This window comes from Streptomyces sp. NPDC027962 (genome assembly GCF_055566095.1).
Genome location: NZ_JBVHTA010000022.1, coordinates 74,911 through 92,137 on the forward strand (window position 1 = coordinate 74,911; position 17,227 = coordinate 92,137).

Consider the following 17,227-nt stretch of genomic DNA (forward strand, 5'->3'; position numbering starts at 1 on the left):
CGCGGTGGGGAGACACCCCAGGGTCGCCGATGCCCAGGACCGCCGCGGGGGAGACACGCTAAGGTCCCGCCATGCCTGCACATGCCTCGTACGACGTCGTGATCGTGGGCGGCGGCCACAACGGCCTGGTCGCCGCTGCCTATCTGGCTCGTGCCGGACGCTCGGTCCTCGTCCTGGAGCGCATGCCGCGCACCGGGGGAGCGGCCGTGTCCACGCGTCCCTTCCCCGGTGTCGATGCCCGGTTGTCCCAGTTCTCGTATCTCGTCTCGCTGCTCCCCGACAAGATCGTGCGCGAGCTGGAGCTGGATTTCGCCGTGCGCAAGCGCACCGTCTCCTCCTACACGCCGAAGGGCCGCGGGGGCCTTGTCGTCGGCGGCGACCGCACCCGGCGGTCCTTCGCGGAGATCACCGGCGGGGATCGGGAGTACGCCGCCTGGCAGGAGTTCTACGGCATCACCGCTGATGTCGCCCGGCGGGTGTTCCCGACGCTGACCGAGCCGCTGCCCACGCGGGACGGGCTACGGGCCCGCGTCGACGACGAACAGGCCTGGCGCATGCTCTTCGAGGAGCCGATCGGCGTCGCCATCGAGAAGAGGTTCGCCGACGACCTGGTCCGCGGAGTGGTGCTCACCGATGCGCTGATCGGCACGTTCGCGGACGCCCACGACCCGTCCCTGGTGCAGAACCGCTGCTTCCTCTACCACGTCATCGGCGGCGGCACGGGCGACTGGGACGTGCCGGTCGGCGGGATGGGAGCACTCACGGACGCACTCGCCGCGGCGGCACGCGCCGCCGGCGCCGAGATCGTGCTCGAACACGAGGCCACCGCCGTCGAGACCGACGGGGAGGGGGCCGAGGTCACCTTCCGTGCCCCCGGGCGTGAGGGCACCGTCGCCGCCCGCCACGTGCTGGTGAACGCGTCGCCTCAGGCACTGGCCGGGCTCCTCGGCGAAGAGGCTCCCGAGCCCGCGGAGGGCGCGCAGCTGAAGGTCAACATGCTGCTGCGCCGGCTGCCGAGGCTGCGGGACCGGTCCGTGGACCCCAAGGACGCGTTCTCCGGGACGTTCCATGTCTCCGAGGGTTACGAGCAGTTGGCGGCCGCCTACCGCGAGGCGGCGTCCGGCAGGTTGCCGAGCGCCCCGCCGTCCGAGATCTACTGCCATTCGCTGACCGACCCCTCGATCCTGTCGCCGGAGCTGGTGGCGCAGGGCTACCAGACACTGACGCTCTTCGGCCTGCACACCCCGGCCCGGCTGTTCGCCGCGGACAACGACCGGGCGCGTGCCGACCTGCTGGCGGCGACTCTCGCCGAGCTCGACTCCCACCTGGACGAGCCGATCGCCGACTGCCTCGCGCTCGACGAGAACGGCAACCCGTGCATCGAGGGGAAGACACCACTCGACCTGGAGAGGGAACTGCGGCTGCCCGGCGGCCACATCTTCCACCGCGATCTGTCCTGGCCGTACGCCACGCCGTCCACGGGCCGCTGGGGTGTGGAGACGGCGCACGCCAACGTACTGCTGTGCGGCGCGGGCGCGGCCCGCGGTGGCGGCGTCAGCGGTGTGCCGGGGCACAACGCGGCCATGGCGGCGCTCGGCCGTTGAGGAGAACGGCGTCGGCTCCCGGCCGACGCCCGCCCTGCGCCGGAACCGGTCGTCAGTCCCGCGACGCGGTCCAGCCCTTGGCCTCGATCCGCGCGGCATCCGCGGGCCGCGCCTCGTCGAAGACCGTGCGGCGGTTGCCGTCCTCGACCCGGATCGCGTCGACGTAGGCGCCCCGGCCGACGTAGAGCTGGTCGGTGGTGTACCGCCAGCGCAGCCGTACCGGCGCACCCCGCCACGCCGTGAGGTCGGCGGTGAGCCGGTGCCAGAGGCGGCCGGACCAGCCGGTGGCCGAGCCCGCCGGGTGCGGTTCCTCCGTGCCGTCCGGGCGGGCGGTGGTGAAGGGGAGCGGACGCCAGGTCGCCCCGTCGTCGGCGGACGCCTCCAGCCACAGGGCGTCGGCGCGGGGCTCGGTGTCCCACCACAGGGAGCACTTGAGCAGGGGCCGGCCGGAGGTGAGGGTGAGGGCGGGCAGGGCGAGCGTCGCCGCGGTGGAGCCGGCCATGCCCGAGAACCAGGCGGTGCGGCCGTGCTCGGGACGGACGGCGACGGCCCTGGCCATGGTGTTGGCGGCTGCCACCCGGGGTGCGTTTCCGGAGCGCCAGCTGCGCACGGGGTGCACGGAGTTGCCCAGCACGATCAGGAAGGAGTCGGTGGTCGGGTCGAGGACAAGGCTGGTGCCGGTGAATCCGGTGTGGCCGGCGGTCCGCGGCGTCGCCATCGCACCCATGTACCAGTGCTGGTAGAGCTCGAACCCGAGGCCGTGCTCGTCGCCCGGGAAGTCCGTGTTGAAGTCGGAGAACATCAGGTCGACGGAGGCGGGACTCGGGATGCGGGACCGGCCGTAGACACCGCCGTTGAGCAGCGTACGGGCGAGGACGGCGAGGTCCCAGGCGCAGGAGAACACCCCGGCGTGGCCGGCGACACCGCCGAAGCTGTAGGCGTTCTCGTCGTGGACCTCGCCCCACACCATGCCGCGCTCGAGGCCTGACCAGGGCAGCCGGGCGTCCTCGGTGGCCGCGATCTTGGGTTTCCAGGAGGCGGGCGGGTTGAACCGCGTACGGCGCATCCCCAGCGGAGCGGTGATCTCGTCGTGGAGCAGTTCATCCAGCCGGTGACCGGTGATCTTCTCCAGGACGAGTTGGAGGGCGATCAGATTGAGATCCGAGTAGAGGCAGCCGGTGCCGGGCGTGGTCGCCGGAGTCTCGTCCCACAGCCGCCGGAGCCGTGCCTCCTGTGTCGGCTCCTTGTACAGAGGAATCCAGGAGCGCAAGCCGGAGGTGTGCGTCAGCAGTTGGCGCACCGTGATGTCCTGCTTGCCCGCGCCCGCGAATTCGGGCACGTACGACGCGACCGCCGCCTCCAGCTCCAGCGTGCCCCGCGCGATCTGCTGCACCGCGAGGATCGAGGTGAACAGCTTGGAGACGGACGCCAGGTCGAAGACGGTGTCCTCGGCCATGGCGATCTGCTGGTCCGCGGGGAGTTCGACGGCGGTGTCGGTCTTCTCGTCGTACGCCGAGTAGCGCAGCGCCTTGCCGATCGCCCGGTGCAGTGCGACCGTGCCGCCCCGGCCGGCGAGCAGCACGGCCCCCGCGTACCAGGGGTGTTTGGGGGAGGGGGCCAGGAACTTCTCGGCGTCGCCGACCAGTTGGTCGAGAGGGTGGGGGAGCAGACCCGCCCGCTGGGGAGTGCCGTGCCGCAGGGCCGGTCGGTGTCCGGAGCCGCTGCCGGCACCGGAGCCGCCCCCGGCCGGGCCGTCGTGCGGCTCGGCCGCCGCCGCGAAGGGGATCGGCGCAAGGGCGAGTGTGCCGCCCAGTGCCAGCATCCCGCCGCCCAGTCTTCGCCTGCTGATCCCTCTGCCCCCCGAGTCGTCGGTCATTCGGACCCCTCTCTGCGCGTCTTTGAAAGTATCTTTCGGATCTTCCGCGACAGGTGAAACTTTCTTGCCGTGCGGGAGTCCTGTCAACCACCGCAAAGAATCTGACGCAGCATCAGAAAATGTCTTCCCTCGTCCGGCGCCCTGCGGCATCCTGCCGCCCATGGAGACGGAGCTGAGCAGACAACTGGGTATCGAACACGCCATCTTCGGCTTCACACCGTTCCCCGCGGTGGCCGCCGCCATCACCCGCGCGGGCGGCTTCGGCGTGCTCGGCGCCGTACGCTACACCGCGCCGGACGACCTGAAGCGCGACCTCGACTGGATGCAGGACCACACCGGCGGCATGCCGTACGGCCTCGACGTCGTCATGCCCGCCAAGAAGGTCGAAGGCGTCACCGAGGCGGACGTCGAGGCGATGATCCCCGAAGAGCACCGCAGGTTCGTGACCGACACCCTCGACAAGCACGGCGTTCCCGAACTCGGGGAGGGCGAGGCCTCCGGCTGGCGCATCACCGGCTGGATGGAACAGGTCGCCCGCAACCAGCTCGACGTCGCCTTCGACTACCCCGTCAGACTCCTCGCCAACGCCCTCGGCCCGCCGCCCGCCGACGTCGTGGCACGCGCCCACGACCAAGGCGTCCTGGTCGCCGCTCTCGCCGGGAGCGCCAAGCATGCCCGCCGCCACGCCGAGGCGGGCATCGACGTCGTCGTCGCCCAGGGGTACGAGGCCGGCGGCCACACCGGCGAGATCGCCTCCATGGTGCTCACGCCCGAAGTCGCCGTCGCCGTCGCACCCTTGCCCGTCCTCGCCGCCGGAGGCATCGGCAGCGGCGAACAGATCGCCGCCGGGCTCGCGCTCGGCGCCCAGGGCGTCTGGCTCGGCTCCCTGTGGCTCACCACCACGGAGGCGTCCCTCGGCTCTCGCACCCTCACCGCCAAACTTCTGGCCGCCGGCTCCGGCGACACCGTCCGCTCCCGCGCCCTCACCGGCAAACCCGCCCGCCAGCTGCGCACCGAGTGGACGGACGCCTGGGACGACCCGGCGGGCCCCGGCACCCTGCCCATGCCACTGCAAGGACTGCTCGTCGCGGAGGCCGTGTCCCGTATCCAGCGGTACGAGGTGGGACCGCTGCTCGGTACACCCGTCGGCCAGGTCGTCGGCCGGATGAACAGCGAGCGCAGCGTGCGCGAGGTCTTCGACGACCTGACCCGCGGCTTCGAACAGGCCGTGGACCGGATCAACCGCATCGCCGGAAGGAGCGGCTCATGACCGCAGACGCCCCCACCAGCGGCTTCTGGGCCCAGGCCGCCCAAGACCCCGGCCGTACCGTACTGACCTGCCCCGACGGTACGCAGTGGACCGCCGGACGTCTGCACGCCGCCGTCAACCGGATCGTCCACGGGCTGCGCGCCGCGGGCCTCGAGCGTGGGGACGCCTTCGCCGTCGTCCTGCCCAACTGCGCGGAGCTGATCACCGCCTACCTCGCAGCTGCCCAGGCCGGTTTCTACCTCGTCCCGGTCAACCACCACCTCCTCGGGCCGGAGATCGCATGGATCGTCTCCGACTCGGGAGCCAAGGCGCTCATCGCGCACGAACGCTTCGCCGCCGCGGCCGCTCTCGCCGCCGACGAGGCGGGCCTGCCACCGAGCCACCGGTACGCCGTCGGGCCGATGGCCGAATTCCGTCCGTACGGCGACCTTCTCGACGGGCAGCCGGAGACCCCGCCCGAGGGGCGCACGCTCGGCTGGGTCATGAACTACACCTCCGGCACCACCGGCCGGCCCCGCGGCATCCGCCGTCCCCTGCCCGGCAAGCTCCCCGAGGAGACCCACCTCGGCGGCTTCCTCGGCATCTTCGGCATCCGGCCCCACGACGGCAACGTCCACCTCGTATGCTCGCCGCTCTACCACACGGCCGTGCTGCAATTCGCGGCCGCGGCCCTGCACATCGGCCATCCGCTCGTCCTGATGGACAAGTGGACCCCGCAGGAGATGCTGCGCCTCATCGACACCCACCGGTGCACGCACACCCACATGGTGCCGACCCAGTTCCACCGGCTGCTCGCTCTCCCGGACGAGGCAAGGAAGCGCTACGACGTCTCGTCGATGCGGCACGCCATCCATGGCGCGGCCCCCTGCCCCGACCACATCAAACGAGCCATGATCGACTGGTGGGGCGGCTGTGTCGAGGAGTACTACGCGGCCAGCGAAGGCGGCGGCGCCTTCGCGACAGCCGACGAATGGCTGAAGAAGCCCGGCACGGTCGGCAGAGCCTGGCCCATCAGCGAACTCGCCGTCTTCGACGACGAAGGCCGCCGGCTGCCGGCCGGGGAGATCGGCACCGTCTACATGAAGATGTCGACGGGCGGCTTCAGCTACCACAAGGACGAGACCAAGACCAGGAACAACCGCATCGGCGACTTCTTCACCGTCGGCGACCTCGGCCATCTCGACGAGGAGGACTACCTCTTCCTGCACGACCGCAAGATCGACATGATCATCTCGGGCGGCGTCAACATCTACCCGGCCGAGATCGAGGCCGCCCTGCTCACCCACCCGGCCGTCGCCGACGCCGCAGCCTTCGGCATCCCGCACGCCGACTGGGGAGAAGAGGTCAAGGCCGTGGTGGAACCGGCGGACGGCCACACGGCGGGAGAAGCCCTCGCCGCCACGATCCTCACCCACTGCGAGCGGCACCTCGCCGCCTACAAGCGCCCGAAGTCAGTCGACTTCATCACCTCGATGCCACGCGACCCCAACGGCAAGCTCTACAAGCGACGCCTGCGCGCGCCGTACTGGGAAGGACACGAACGCGTCATGTGACCGACGAGCCGGGCCGCAAGGCCACTCATCGCGCGAGAGCCGCCCGCCGCTGGCAGCCTGGCCCGTATGAGCGCGGTGAACATCAAGTCGATCGTGGGCCGGTGGACCGTCTGGGTGCCGCTGGTCGCGGTGGTCGCCCTGGGGCTCAGCTGGGGCCGCGCCCTGCCGCCGCCCGCGGTCGTGGTCGTCGCGCTCTGCCTCGCCGGCGCCGTGCTCGCGGCGGTGCACCATGCCGAGGTCGTCGCGCTCCGGGTCGGGGAGCCCTTCGGGTCGCTGGTCCTCGCCGTCAGCGTGACCGTCATCGAGGTGGCCCTCATCGTCACCCTGATGGCCGACGGAGGAGCGAAGTCGTCCTCCCTGGCCAGGGACACCGTCTTCGCCGCCGTCATGATCACCTGCAACGGGATCGTCGGCTTGTCCCTTCTGGTGGCCGCGCTGCGCAACAGGGTCGCCGTCTTCAACGCGGAGGGGTCGGGCGCCGCGCTCGCCACTGTCGCGACGCTCGCCACGCTCAGCCTGGTGCTCCCGACCTTCACCACCAGCAGACCCGGCCCCCAGTTCTCCTCGGCTCAGCTGACCTTCGCGGCCGTCGCCTCCCTGGGTCTGTACGGACTGTTCGTCGCGGTGCAGACCGTGCGCCACCGCGAGTACTTCCTGTCCGTCACCCACGACGGCGACATCAAGGACCCGGACGACCACGAGTCCGCGCACGCGCCCGGACGCTCGGCCGCTCTGCTCAGTCTCGTCCTGCTCCTTGTCGCGCTGGTGGCCGTGGTCGGCGACGCCAAGGCGGTGTCGCCCACCGTCGAGTCCGGCGTCGAGTCGGCGGGCCTGCCGCACGCCGTCGTCGGCGTCGTCATCGCCCTGCTCGTCCTGCTGCCCGAGACGCTGGCCGCGTTACGGGCCGCCCGCCGCAACCGGGTGCAGACGAGCATGAATCTGGCGCTCGGTTCCGCCATGGCCAGCATCGGGCTGACGATCCCGGCGATCGCGCTGGCCACCGTCTGGCTGGAGGGACCGCTGCTGCTCGGTCTCGGTGCCACCCACATGGTGCTGCTCGCGCTCACCGTCGTCGTCGGCGCCCTGACCGTGGTGCCCGGCAGAGCCACGCTGCTCCAGGGCGGGGTGCATCTGGCGATCTTCGCCGCGTTCGTCTTCCTCGCGGTGAGCCCGTGAGGCTGTGAGCCTGAGGCGGTGCGTCCTTGAGCCGGTGCGTCCTTGAGGCCGTGAGCCCGGCGGGCCCGTGAGACCCAGGCGGGCCGTCAACCGTCCGGTCGGTATCCAGGTTCTTGACGTCCCGTCACAGGCCGCACAGGATCGCGTCATGACAGGTGCACACAGCAACACGGTCGACGCCCTCGTACGCCGCAGTGCCCGGCGCACCCCCGGCCGCACCGCCGTGCGGTACGCCGACCGCACGTGGACCTACGCCGAACTCGACGCGGCCGTCTCCACCGCGGCGGCCGCCCTCATGGATCACGGCCTGCAACCGGGCGACCGGGTCGCCGCCTACGGCCACAACTCCGACGCCTACCTGATCGCCTTCCTCGCCTGCGCACGGGCCGGGCTGGTCCACGTACCCGTCAACCAGAACCTGACCGGTGACGATCTCGCCTACATCCTCGGCCAGTCGGGGAGCTCCCTCGTCCTCGCCGACCCGGACCTCGCACCCCGGCTGCCGGCCACGACTCCCGTACGTGCGCTGCGCGACAGCGACGACTCCCTGTTCACGGCGCTCGCCCGTCCCCGCCCGTTCGCCCCGGACCGCGAAGCGGCCGCCGAGGACCTGGTGCAGCTGCTGTACACGTCCGGCACGACCGCCCTGCCCAAGGGCGCGATGATGACCCACCGAGCGCTCGTCCACGAGTACGTCAGCGCCGTCACCGCCCTCGGGCTGGACGCCGCGGACCGGCCCGTCCACTCGCTGCCGCTTTACCACTCGGCCCAGATGCACGTCTTCCTGCTGCCCTACCTCGCGGTCGGCGCGGAGAACACCATCCTCGACGCGCCCGACGCCGGTCAGATCTTCGACCTCGTCGAGGCGGGCGGCGCCGACAGCCTCTTCGCCCCGCCGACCGTCTGGATCGGCCTGGCCAACCACCCCGACTTCCCCACCCGTGACCTGAGCGCACTGCGCAAGGCGTACTACGGCGCGTCGGTCATGCCGGTGCCCGTGCTGGAGCGGCTGCGGGCCCGCCTGCCCGGGCTCGGCTTCTACAACTGCTTCGGCCAGTCGGAGATCGGCCCCCTCGCCACCGTCCTCGGACCCGACGAGCACGAGGGGCGGATGGAGTCCTGCGGCCGGCCGGTGCTCTTCGTCGAGGCGAAGGTCGTCGACGAGGACGGCAAGGAGGTGGCGGACGGCGCGCCCGGCGAGGTCGTCTACCGCTCACCGCAACTGTGCGAGGGCTACTGGGACAAACCGGAGGAGACCGAAGAAGCCTTCCGCGACGGCTGGTTCCGCTCCGGTGACCTCGCCGTCCGCGACAGCGAGGGCTACTTCACCGTCGTCGACCGGGTGAAGGACGTCATCAACTCCGGGGGAGTGCTGGTGGCCTCCCGGCAGGTCGAGGACGCCCTCTACACGCATCCCGCGGTCGCCGAGACAGCGGTCGTCGGCCTGCCGGACGAGCGTTGGATCGAGGCCGTCACCGCGGTGGTCGTGGCACGCGAGGAGGTCACCGAGGCCGAACTGATCGCCCACACAAGACAGAAGCTCGCCCACTTCAAGGCCCCGAAGAAGGTCCTGTTCGTGGACGGCCTCCCACGCAACGCGAGCGGCAAGATCCTCAAGCGCGAGCTCCGGGACCGCTTCAGCCCTCCTTCCGCTCCCTGAGGTCGACGATCCGCTTGACCTTGCCCACCGACCGCTCCAGCGTCCCGGGGTCGACCACCTCCACTCCGACCGACACGCCGACCCCGTCCTTGACGGCTGCCGCGACGGCCCGCTCCGCGGCTGCCCGCTGCTCCCCGGTGGCCTCCGCGCGAGCCTCCGCACGCACGGTGAGCGCGTCCAGGCGGCCCTCGCGGGTCAGCCGGAGCTGAAAGTGCGGTGCGACATGCTCGGTGCGCAGCACGATCTCCTCGATCTGGGTCGGGAAAAGGTTCACCCCACGCAGAATCACCATGTCGTCGCTGCGCCCGGTCACCTTCTCCATCCGCCGGAAGACACGCGCGGTGCCGGGCAGCAGCCGCGTCAAGTCCCTGGTGCGGTAACGGATCACGGGCATGGCTTCCTTGGTGAGCGAGGTGAACACCAGCTCACCCTCCTCGCCGTCCGGCAGCACCTCACCGGTGAACGGGTCGACGATCTCCGGAAAGAAGTGGTCCTCCCAGATGTGGAGGCCGTCCTTGGTCTCGACGCACTCCTGCGCCACACCCGGGCCCATCACCTCCGAGAGCCCGTATATGTCGACCGCGTCGATCGCGAATCGTTCCTCGATCTCGCGGCGCATCTCCTCGGTCCACGGCTCCGCGCCGAAGACACCCACCTTGAGTGATGTCGCGCGCGGATCGACACCCTGGCGCTCGAACTCGTCGAGGATGGTGAGCATGTACGACGGGGTGACCATGATGATCTCGGGCCGGAAGTCGTTGATCAGCTGCACCTGGCGGGCCGTCATGCCGCCCGACGCGGGAATGACCGTGCAGCCGAGCCGCTCGGCCCCGTAGTGCGCGCCGAGGCCGCCGGTGAACAGGCCGTAGCCGTAGGCCACATGGACCTTGTGACCGGGCCGGGCGCCGGCGGCGCGCAGGGAACGCGCCACCACGTCGGCCCAGGTGTCCAGGTCCCGCTGCGTGTAACCGACGACGGTGGGCCGGCCCGTCGTACCGCTGGAGGCATGGATACGGCGGACCTGCGACTGGTCGACGGCGAACATCCCGAACGGGTAGTGGTCGCGCAGGTCGGTCTTGGCGGTGAAGGGGAAGCGCGCGAGGTCCGCGAGCGTACGGCAGTCCTCCGGCCGCAGGCCCGCCTTGTCGAACGACTCGCGGTAGAAGGGGACGTTCTCATACGCATGGCTCAGGGTGGCGCGCAGCCGCTCCAGCTGCAGGGCCTCCAGTTCCTCGCGGTCGAGCCGCTCCGCCGCATCCAGCAGATCCGTCATCCGCATACTCCCGTCCCGCACCCACACACTCCGAACATCCCGAACCGGACGACCGATCATTCGGTCGACCCGTTCGGGATCAGTAATTCAGCCCCTCCCGCCGTCCGTCAAGGCATCGACGAGAGGGCTGCTCCCTTCGCCGCCGACCTGCTGCCGCGAACCGTGGGGCAGCGCGATCGGCCCGGAGCGGGGAAGATGCGGGACAGCAGTTGAAACCCGCAATCAAAATCCCTGAAGGAGCCCGTGATGCCCCAGCCCGAGGGAGCCGAACTCGAGGCCGTGCGCGTCCGCCGCGAGGAGCTGCGCAGGCGCTACCTGCGCGAACCGGGCGACCGGCCCGCGGCGACCGCGCGAGGCGTCCACCATGTGGCCTTCATCTGCCGCGACGTGGAGGAAACCATTCGCTTCTACCAGGAGTCCCTGGGGTTCCCGCTGGTGGAGATCGTGGAGAACCGGGACTACCGCGGTTCCACCCACTTCTTCTTCGACATCGGCAACGGCAATCTGCTCGGCTTCTTCGACTTCCCGGGCCACGACCACCCGCCCGCCGAGGAGACGATCGGCGGCGTGCAGCACCTGGCCCTGTCGGTGGACGCCGAGCAGTTCACCGCCGCCCGCAAGGCGCTGGACGAGGCGGGCGTTCAGTACGTCGGCCCGGACCGGGGCGTCGAGGACAGCCTCTACATCCACGATCCGAACGGGGTCCCTCTGGAGCTGTACCGCGAGCGCCTCGGCGTCTTCAACGGTGAGCGCATCCTGCCGGGCGACGTCGGCTGATCGCACGCTCTTGTCGGGGCCGGCCCCCGGCGTCAGCCGGCTGTCCTTCTCCCGGTTCGCGAAGGGTCCGGGCGGGGAAGCGGCGCCCCGGTTCCGGGCCGCGTCCCCGCCGCCGAGCCGAGTCCCGCGGCCCGCGTCTTCAGGCCGAGCCCCGCGGTTGCGCCGCCACCGATCGCGCCCAGCGGTAGTCCGCCTTGCCGCTCGGTGAGCGCTGGATCTCCTCGGCGATCACCATTCGGCGGGGGATCTTGTAGCCGGCGAGGCGCGTGCGGCAGTGGGACTGGATGGCTTCCAGCGTCGGCGCGTCGGCGCCCCCGCGGAGCTGGACCACGGCTGCCACCTGGTTGCCCCACGTACCGTCCGGCACGCCCGCGACCAGTGCGTCGTACACGTCGGGGTGGGACTTGAGCGCCTGCTCGACCTCCTCCGGATACACCTTCTCCCCACCGGTGTTGATGCATTGCGAGCCGCGGCCGAGCACCGTGACGATGCCTTCCTCGTCCACGGTCGCCATGTCGCCGAGCAGCACCCACCGCTCGCCGTCGCGCCAGAAGAAGGTTTCCGCAGACTTGGCCGGGTCGTTGTAGTAGCCGAGCGGTACGTGACCGCGTTGTGCGACACGGCCGGCCTCGCCCGGTTTCACCGGCTCGTGCGTTGCCGGGTCCACCACGGTCGTACGGGCGTTGACGCGCAGCCGGAAGCCGCGGTCGGGGCCGGAGTCGTCGGTCGCGGTGCCGTTGAAGCCGGACTCGGAGGAGCCGAAGTTGTTCAGCAGCAGCACGTTGGGCGCGAGGGCGGCGAACTGGGCGCGGACGGTTTCCGACATGATCGCCCCCGAGCTGGAGACGCTGAACAGCTTGGACAGGTCGCAGTCCTTCAGGGTGCCGTTCAGCGCGTCTATCAGGGGCCGCAGCATCGCGTCGCCGACCAGTGAGACGCTGGTGACCTTCTCCCGCTCGATGGTGCGCAGCACCTCGTGCGGCACGAACTTGCGGTGGACGACGACCCGCTGTCCGAAATTGAACCCGATGAAGGCCGTGAGCGTCGACGTGCCGTGCATGAGCGGGGGAGTGGGGAAGAAGGTGATCCCGTCGCCGCCCGCGGCCACCCGCTCGGCCAGCTCCTGAGGCGCGCCGACCGGCTCGCCGGTCGGCGCGCCCCCGCCGAGCCCGGCGAAGAACAGGTCTTCCTGGCGCCACATCACGCCCTTGGGCATGCCCGTGGTGCCGCCGGTGTAGATGATGAACAGATCGTCGCCCGATCGCGGGGCGAAGCCGCGGAGCGGTGAGCCGGCGGCCTCGGCCCGCGTGAAGTCCACGGCGTGGAGGTGGGGTGCTCCCTCGGGCGGTGTGCCGACCCGCAGCAGGTGCCTCAGTTTCTCGGTGCGTGGAAGTGCCGCGGCGATCCGCTCCGTGAACTCCGCGTCGAAGACGAGCGCGGCCATGTCGGCGTCGCGGTAGAGGTGGACCAGCTCCTGTTCGACGTACCGGTAGTTGACGTTCACCGGGACGATGCGTGCCTTCAGGCACGCCAGCACGGTCTGCAGGTACTCCACGCCGTTGTAGAGATGAAGCCCCAGGTGCTCGCCTGCCCGGATGCCGGCGTCGAGCAGATGGTGGGCGATCCGGTTGGCGGCGGTGTCGAGTTCCGCGTAGGTGAGCCGGCGCTCCTCGCCCGTGCCCGGATGGTCGATGTACACGAGTGCCTCGCGGCCGGGCACGACATCGACCACCGATTCGAACAGGTCGGCAAGGTTGTACTCCACCGTTCCTCCTGACCCCGGCGAGAACCCGGCTTGTCCCGGCTTGCGCCCGGCGGTCATTAGAGCGCCGGTCGGCGCAACTGGGAAGAGCTCGCGACAGGAAATCTGACTGTCTGTCAGAAAACTATTGAACTGGCCGCCCGGCTACTGCAACCTGTTCCAGATCTGGGGACGGGAGGTTCCGCACATGGAACGACGCAGTGGCCACACGGGCACCGAGCACCTCACCGTGACACGCGAGGGAGCCACGCTGGTGCTCACCTTGAACAGACCGGAGGCGAAGAACGCCCTCTCGATCGCGATGCTCGTCGGCCTGTACGACGCCTGGCTCAAGGCGGACGCGGACGAGACCGTCCGAAGCGTCGTGCTCACCGGAGCCGGCGGTTCCTTCTGCGCCGGCATGGACCTCAAGGCCCTCGCAGGCGGGGGAATGGAGGGCGAGCAGTACCGAGAGAGAATGAAGGACGACCCCGACCTGCACTGGAAGGCGATGCTGCGCCATCACCGGCCGCGAAAACCGGTGATCGCCGCCGTCGAGGGGCACTGCGTCGCCGGGGGTACCGAGATCCTGCAGGGCACCGACATCCGGATCGCGGGCGAGAGCGCCACCTTCGGACTCTTCGAGGTCCGGCGCGGACTCTTCCCGATCGGAGGCTCGACCGTACGGCTGCCGCGCCAGATCCCGCGCACCCACGCTCTGGAGATGCTGCTCACCGGCCGCCCCTACAGTGCGACGGAGGCCGAGCGCATCGGCCTTGTCGGTCGTGTCGTCCCCGACGGTTCCGCCCTCGAGGCATCGCTCGGCATCGCGGAGCGGATCAACGCGTGTGGTCCGCTCGCCGTCGAAGCGGTCAAGGCGTCGGTGTACGAGACGGCAGAGATGACCGAGACCGAAGGGCTCGCCGCCGAACTGAAGCGGGGCTGGCCCGTGTTCGACACGGCCGATGCCAAGGAAGGCGCCCGCGCCTTCGCGGAGAAGCGCGACCCCGTCTACCGACGCGCCTGACAAGGAGAGCCCCCATGCCCGAAGTGCTCCGCGCTCCGCTGGTCGTCGAGTTCCCCTTCACCCGTTCCCTCGGGCCCGTGCAGAGCGCGTTCCTGACCGGCCTGCGCGAGCGGACCGTGCTCGGCGTCCGTACCGGCGACGGCAAGATCCTCGTACCGCCCGTCGAATACGACCCCGTCACCGCCGACGAGATCCGCGACCTCGTCGAGGTCGGCGCCACCGGCACCGTCACCACCTGGGCGTGGAACGAGCACCCGCGTCCCCACCAGCCGCTCGCCACACCCTTCGCCTGGGTGCTGGTACGGCTCGACGGAGCCGACAGCTCCCTGCTCCACGTCCTCGACGCCCCCGGAGCCGACGCCGTGCGCACCGGGATGCGGGTGCGTATCCGCTGGGCGGCGGAGCGCACCGGCGCGATCACCGACATCGCCTGCTTCGAACCGTACGAGAGCGAGCCCACCGGCCCGGGCCGCGCACACAGCGGCGACTTCCCGCAGCCGGTGACCGGAATCGTGGCCCCGGCCCGGCTCGACTACACCTACTCGCCCGGCCGCGCCCAGAGCGCCCACCTTGCCGCACTCGCGCAGCGCAGGACGATCGGCGAGCGATGCCCCTCCTGCCGCAAGGTCTATGTCCCGCCCCGCGGCGCCTGCCCCACCTGCGGGGTGGCCACCGACGAACGGGTCGAGGTCGGCCCGCGCGGCACCGTCACCACGTACTGCATCGTCAACATCAAGGCGCGGGGCCTGGAGATCGAGGTGCCGTACGTCTATGCCCACATCGCGCTCGACGGTGCCGACCTCGCCCTCCACGGACGCATCGGCGGCATCCCGTACGACCAGGTGCGCATGGGCCTGCGCGTCGAACCGGTGTGGACCGAGGGGGCCCGCCATCCCGACCACTACCGGCCCACCGGCGAGCCCGACGCCGACTACGACACCTACAAGGAGCTGCTGTGATGCGAGACGGCGCTGCTGTGCTTCGCGACGTGGCGATCGTCGCCTTCGCACAGACCGACCACCGACGCCGCAGCGACGAGCTCTCCGAGGTGGAGATGGTGATGCCGGTCCTCCACCAGGTCCTCACCCGCACCGGACTGCAGACCGGCGACATCGGCTTCACCTGCTCGGGATCCAGCGACTATCTCGCCGGCCGGGCCTTCTCCTTCACCATGGCACTCGACGGAGTCGGGGCCTGGCCGCCGATCTCCGAGTCCCATGTGGAGATGGACGGTGCATGGGCGCTGTACGAGGCATGGGTGACGCTGCTGACCGGCGAGGCCGACACCGCGCTCGTCTACGCCTACGGAAAGTCGTCGCCCGGTGAAGTACGTGACGTACTGACCCGCCAGCTCGACCCGTACTACACCGCCCCGCTGTGGCCGGACTCCGTCGCCCTCGCGGCCCTCCAGGCCCAGGCACTCATCGACGCGGGCGGGGGCGACGAACCCGAGTTCGCCGGCGTCGCGGCCAGAAGCCGCCGCGACGCCGCGGCCAACCCGCACGCTCAACTGCAGGGAGAGACACCGCGCGGCGACCACCTCGTCCGGCCGCTGAGAGTCTCCGACTGTCCGCCCGTGGGCGACGGTGCGGCCGCGGTGATCCTCGCGGCCGGGGACCGGGCTCGTGAACTGTGCGAACGACCTGCGTGGATCCGCGGCATGGACCACCGGATCGAGGCGCACAGCCTCGGCGTGCGGGATCTGACCACGTCGCCCTCCACCCGGCTCGCGGCCGAACACGCGGGCGCCTTCGACCGGCCCGTCGACACGGCGGAGCTGCACGCTCCGTTCACCTCCCAGGAACTCGTCCTGCGCCGGACTCTCGACCTCGACGACAGCGTGAGGGTCAACCCGTCCGGCGGAGCACTCGCCGCCAATCCGGTGATGGCCGCGGGACTCGTCCGGATCGGCGAGGCCGCCGCCCGCATCCAGTGCGGCGAGTCCGACCGCGCGCTCGCGCACGCGACCTCCGGGCCGTGTCTGCAGCAGAACCTGGTCGCTGTTCTGGAGGGCGAAGGCGCAGGGCGCGCCCGAGGCCCGCACCGAGGCGAAGGCCCACACCGAGGCGAAGGAGAAGCGCATGTCCGATAAGAGGCGCATGTCCAAGGAGCCCGTGGCCGTCGTCGGCATCGGCCAGACCAAGCACGTCGCCGCCCGCCGCGACGTCTCGATAGCCGGACTGGTCCGGGAGGCGGCCCTGCGGGCCCTGGACGACGCCGGGCTGACCTGGTCCGACATCGACGCCGTCGTCATCGGCAAGGCCCCCGACTTCTTCGAGGGCGTGATGATGCCGGAGCTGTACCTCGCCGACGCGCTCGGCGCGGTCGGCAAGCCGATGCTGCGCGTCCACACCGCCGGCTCGGTCGGCGGCTCCACGGCCCTCGTCGCCGCCAACCTCGTGGCCGCCCGCCGGCACTCGACGGTGCTCACGCTGGCCTTCGAGAAACAGTCCGAGTCCAATGCCATGTGGGGTCTGTCCCTGCCGATCCCGTTCCAGCAGCCGCTGCTCGCCGGCGCGGGCGGCTTCTTCGCCCCGCACGTCCGCGCCTACATGCGGCGCACCGGCGCGCCCGACACCGTGGGCTCCCTCGTCGCCTACAAGGACCGCCGCAACGCCCTGAAGAACCCCTACGCACACCTCCACGAGCACGACCTCACCCTCGAGAAGGTCCAGGCCTCGCCGATGCTTTGGGACCCGATCCGCTACTCGGAGACCTGCCCCTCCTCGGACGGCGCGTGCGCGATGGTCCTCACCGGCCGACCCGGCGCGGCACGTTCACCGCATCCGCCCGCGTGGGTGCACGGCGGCGCGATGCGCAGCGAGCCCACCATGTTCGCGGGCAAGGACTTCGTCTCTCCGCGGGCCGGCAAGGACTGCGCGGCCGACGTCTACCGGCAGGCGGGCATCACGGACCCGCGCCGCGAGATCGACACCGTGGAGATGTACGTGCCGTTCTCCTGGTACGAGCCCATGTGGCTGGAGAACCTGGGCTTCGCCGCCGAGGGCGAGGGCTGGAAACTCACCCAGTCCGGTATCACCGAGATCGGCGGGGAACTGCCCGTCAATCCGTCCGGCGGCGTGCTGTCGACCAACCCCATCGGGGCCTCCGGCATGATCCGCTTCGCGGAGGCCGCGCTCCAGGTCCGCGGACAGGCGGGCGAGCACCAGGTCGACGGGGCGCGCCGGGCGCTCGGTCACGCGTACGGCGGCGGGGCGCAGTTCTTCTCCATGTGGCTGGTGGGCGCCGAACCGCCGACGGCATGATTCG

The 17,227-nt window shown here is 70.8% G+C and carries 12 protein-coding genes and 1 pseudogene; 10 read left to right on the plus strand and 3 right to left on the minus strand.

Features of this window, described 5'->3' with window-relative positions:
* Positions 1-71: 71 nt before the first annotated feature.
* Positions 72-1,604, plus strand: coding sequence for a phytoene desaturase family protein (locus tag ACZ4SA_RS21300; protein WP_468276761.1), 1,533 nt, complete (start codon positions 72-74; stop codon positions 1,602-1,604).
* 52 nt (positions 1,605-1,656) lie between these two features.
* On the opposite strand, the gene ACZ4SA_RS21305 is transcribed toward ACZ4SA_RS21300, so the two are convergent.
* On the minus strand, positions 1,657-3,480 hold the full coding sequence (locus ACZ4SA_RS21305; RefSeq protein WP_468276763.1) for a serine hydrolase domain-containing protein: 1,824 nt from the start codon (positions 3,478-3,480) through the stop codon (positions 1,657-1,659).
* A gap of 160 nt (positions 3,481-3,640) precedes the next feature.
* Between ACZ4SA_RS21305 and ACZ4SA_RS21310 the strand changes: the two genes are divergently transcribed.
* From ACZ4SA_RS21310 to ACZ4SA_RS21325, 4 genes are all read left to right on the plus strand, one after another.
* Positions 3,641-4,750: an NAD(P)H-dependent flavin oxidoreductase gene (locus ACZ4SA_RS21310; RefSeq protein ID WP_468276766.1), complete on the plus strand. Its 1,110-nt coding sequence runs from the start codon at positions 3,641-3,643 to the stop codon at positions 4,748-4,750.
* Positions 4,747-6,303, plus strand: coding sequence for an acyl-CoA synthetase (locus tag ACZ4SA_RS21315; RefSeq protein ID WP_468276767.1), 1,557 nt, complete (start codon positions 4,747-4,749; stop codon positions 6,301-6,303). Before ACZ4SA_RS21310 ends, ACZ4SA_RS21315 begins: the two co-directional genes overlap by 4 nt.
* A 66-nt stretch (positions 6,304-6,369) precedes the next feature.
* On the plus strand, positions 6,370-7,479 hold the full coding sequence (locus ACZ4SA_RS21320; protein ID WP_468276769.1) for a calcium:cation antiporter: 1,110 nt from the start codon (positions 6,370-6,372) through the stop codon (positions 7,477-7,479).
* Between the two features lie 148 nt (positions 7,480-7,627).
* Complete coding sequence (locus ACZ4SA_RS21325; protein WP_468276772.1) at positions 7,628-9,139, plus strand: acyl-CoA synthetase; 1,512 nt, start codon at positions 7,628-7,630, stop codon at positions 9,137-9,139.
* Here the strand turns inward: ACZ4SA_RS21325 and paaK are convergent.
* Positions 9,117-10,412: a phenylacetate--CoA ligase PaaK gene (gene paaK / locus ACZ4SA_RS21330; protein ID WP_468276774.1), complete on the minus strand. Its 1,296-nt coding sequence runs from the start codon at positions 10,410-10,412 to the stop codon at positions 9,117-9,119. The two genes, ACZ4SA_RS21325 and paaK, sit on opposite strands and share 23 nt — an antisense overlap.
* Before the next feature lie 246 nt (positions 10,413-10,658).
* On the opposite strand from paaK, the gene ACZ4SA_RS21335 reads away from it, so the two are divergent.
* Positions 10,659-11,189, plus strand: a complete 531-nt coding sequence (locus ACZ4SA_RS21335) for a VOC family protein (RefSeq protein WP_468276776.1) — start codon at positions 10,659-10,661, stop codon at positions 11,187-11,189.
* A 139-nt stretch (positions 11,190-11,328) separates the two neighbouring features.
* On the opposite strand, the gene ACZ4SA_RS21340 is transcribed toward ACZ4SA_RS21335, so the two are convergent.
* On the minus strand, positions 11,329-12,954 hold the full coding sequence (locus ACZ4SA_RS21340) for an acyl-CoA synthetase (RefSeq protein ID WP_468276778.1): 1,626 nt from the start codon (positions 12,952-12,954) through the stop codon (positions 11,329-11,331).
* Positions 12,955-13,138: 184 nt separating this feature from the next.
* On the opposite strand from ACZ4SA_RS21340, the gene ACZ4SA_RS21345 reads away from it, so the two are divergent.
* From ACZ4SA_RS21345 to ACZ4SA_RS21360, 4 genes and pseudogenes are all read left to right on the plus strand, one after another.
* Entirely contained in the window at positions 13,139-13,957 is an 819-nt protein-coding gene (locus tag ACZ4SA_RS21345; RefSeq protein WP_468276780.1) for a crotonase/enoyl-CoA hydratase family protein, read from the plus strand.
* A gap of 14 nt (positions 13,958-13,971) precedes the next feature.
* Complete coding sequence (locus ACZ4SA_RS21350; protein WP_468276782.1) at positions 13,972-14,916, plus strand: Zn-ribbon domain-containing OB-fold protein; 945 nt, start codon at positions 13,972-13,974, stop codon at positions 14,914-14,916.
* Positions 14,916-15,974: pseudogene (locus ACZ4SA_RS21355) on the plus strand (thiolase domain-containing protein); the annotation flags it as partial. The gene ACZ4SA_RS21350 and the pseudogene ACZ4SA_RS21355, both read left to right, overlap by 1 nt.
* 82 nt (positions 15,975-16,056) lie before the next feature.
* Positions 16,057-17,223 (plus strand): thiolase domain-containing protein, encoded by a 1,167-nt coding sequence (locus tag ACZ4SA_RS21360; RefSeq protein ID WP_468276879.1) that lies wholly within the window; start codon positions 16,057-16,059, stop codon positions 17,221-17,223.
* Positions 17,224-17,227: the final 4 nt, after the last annotated feature.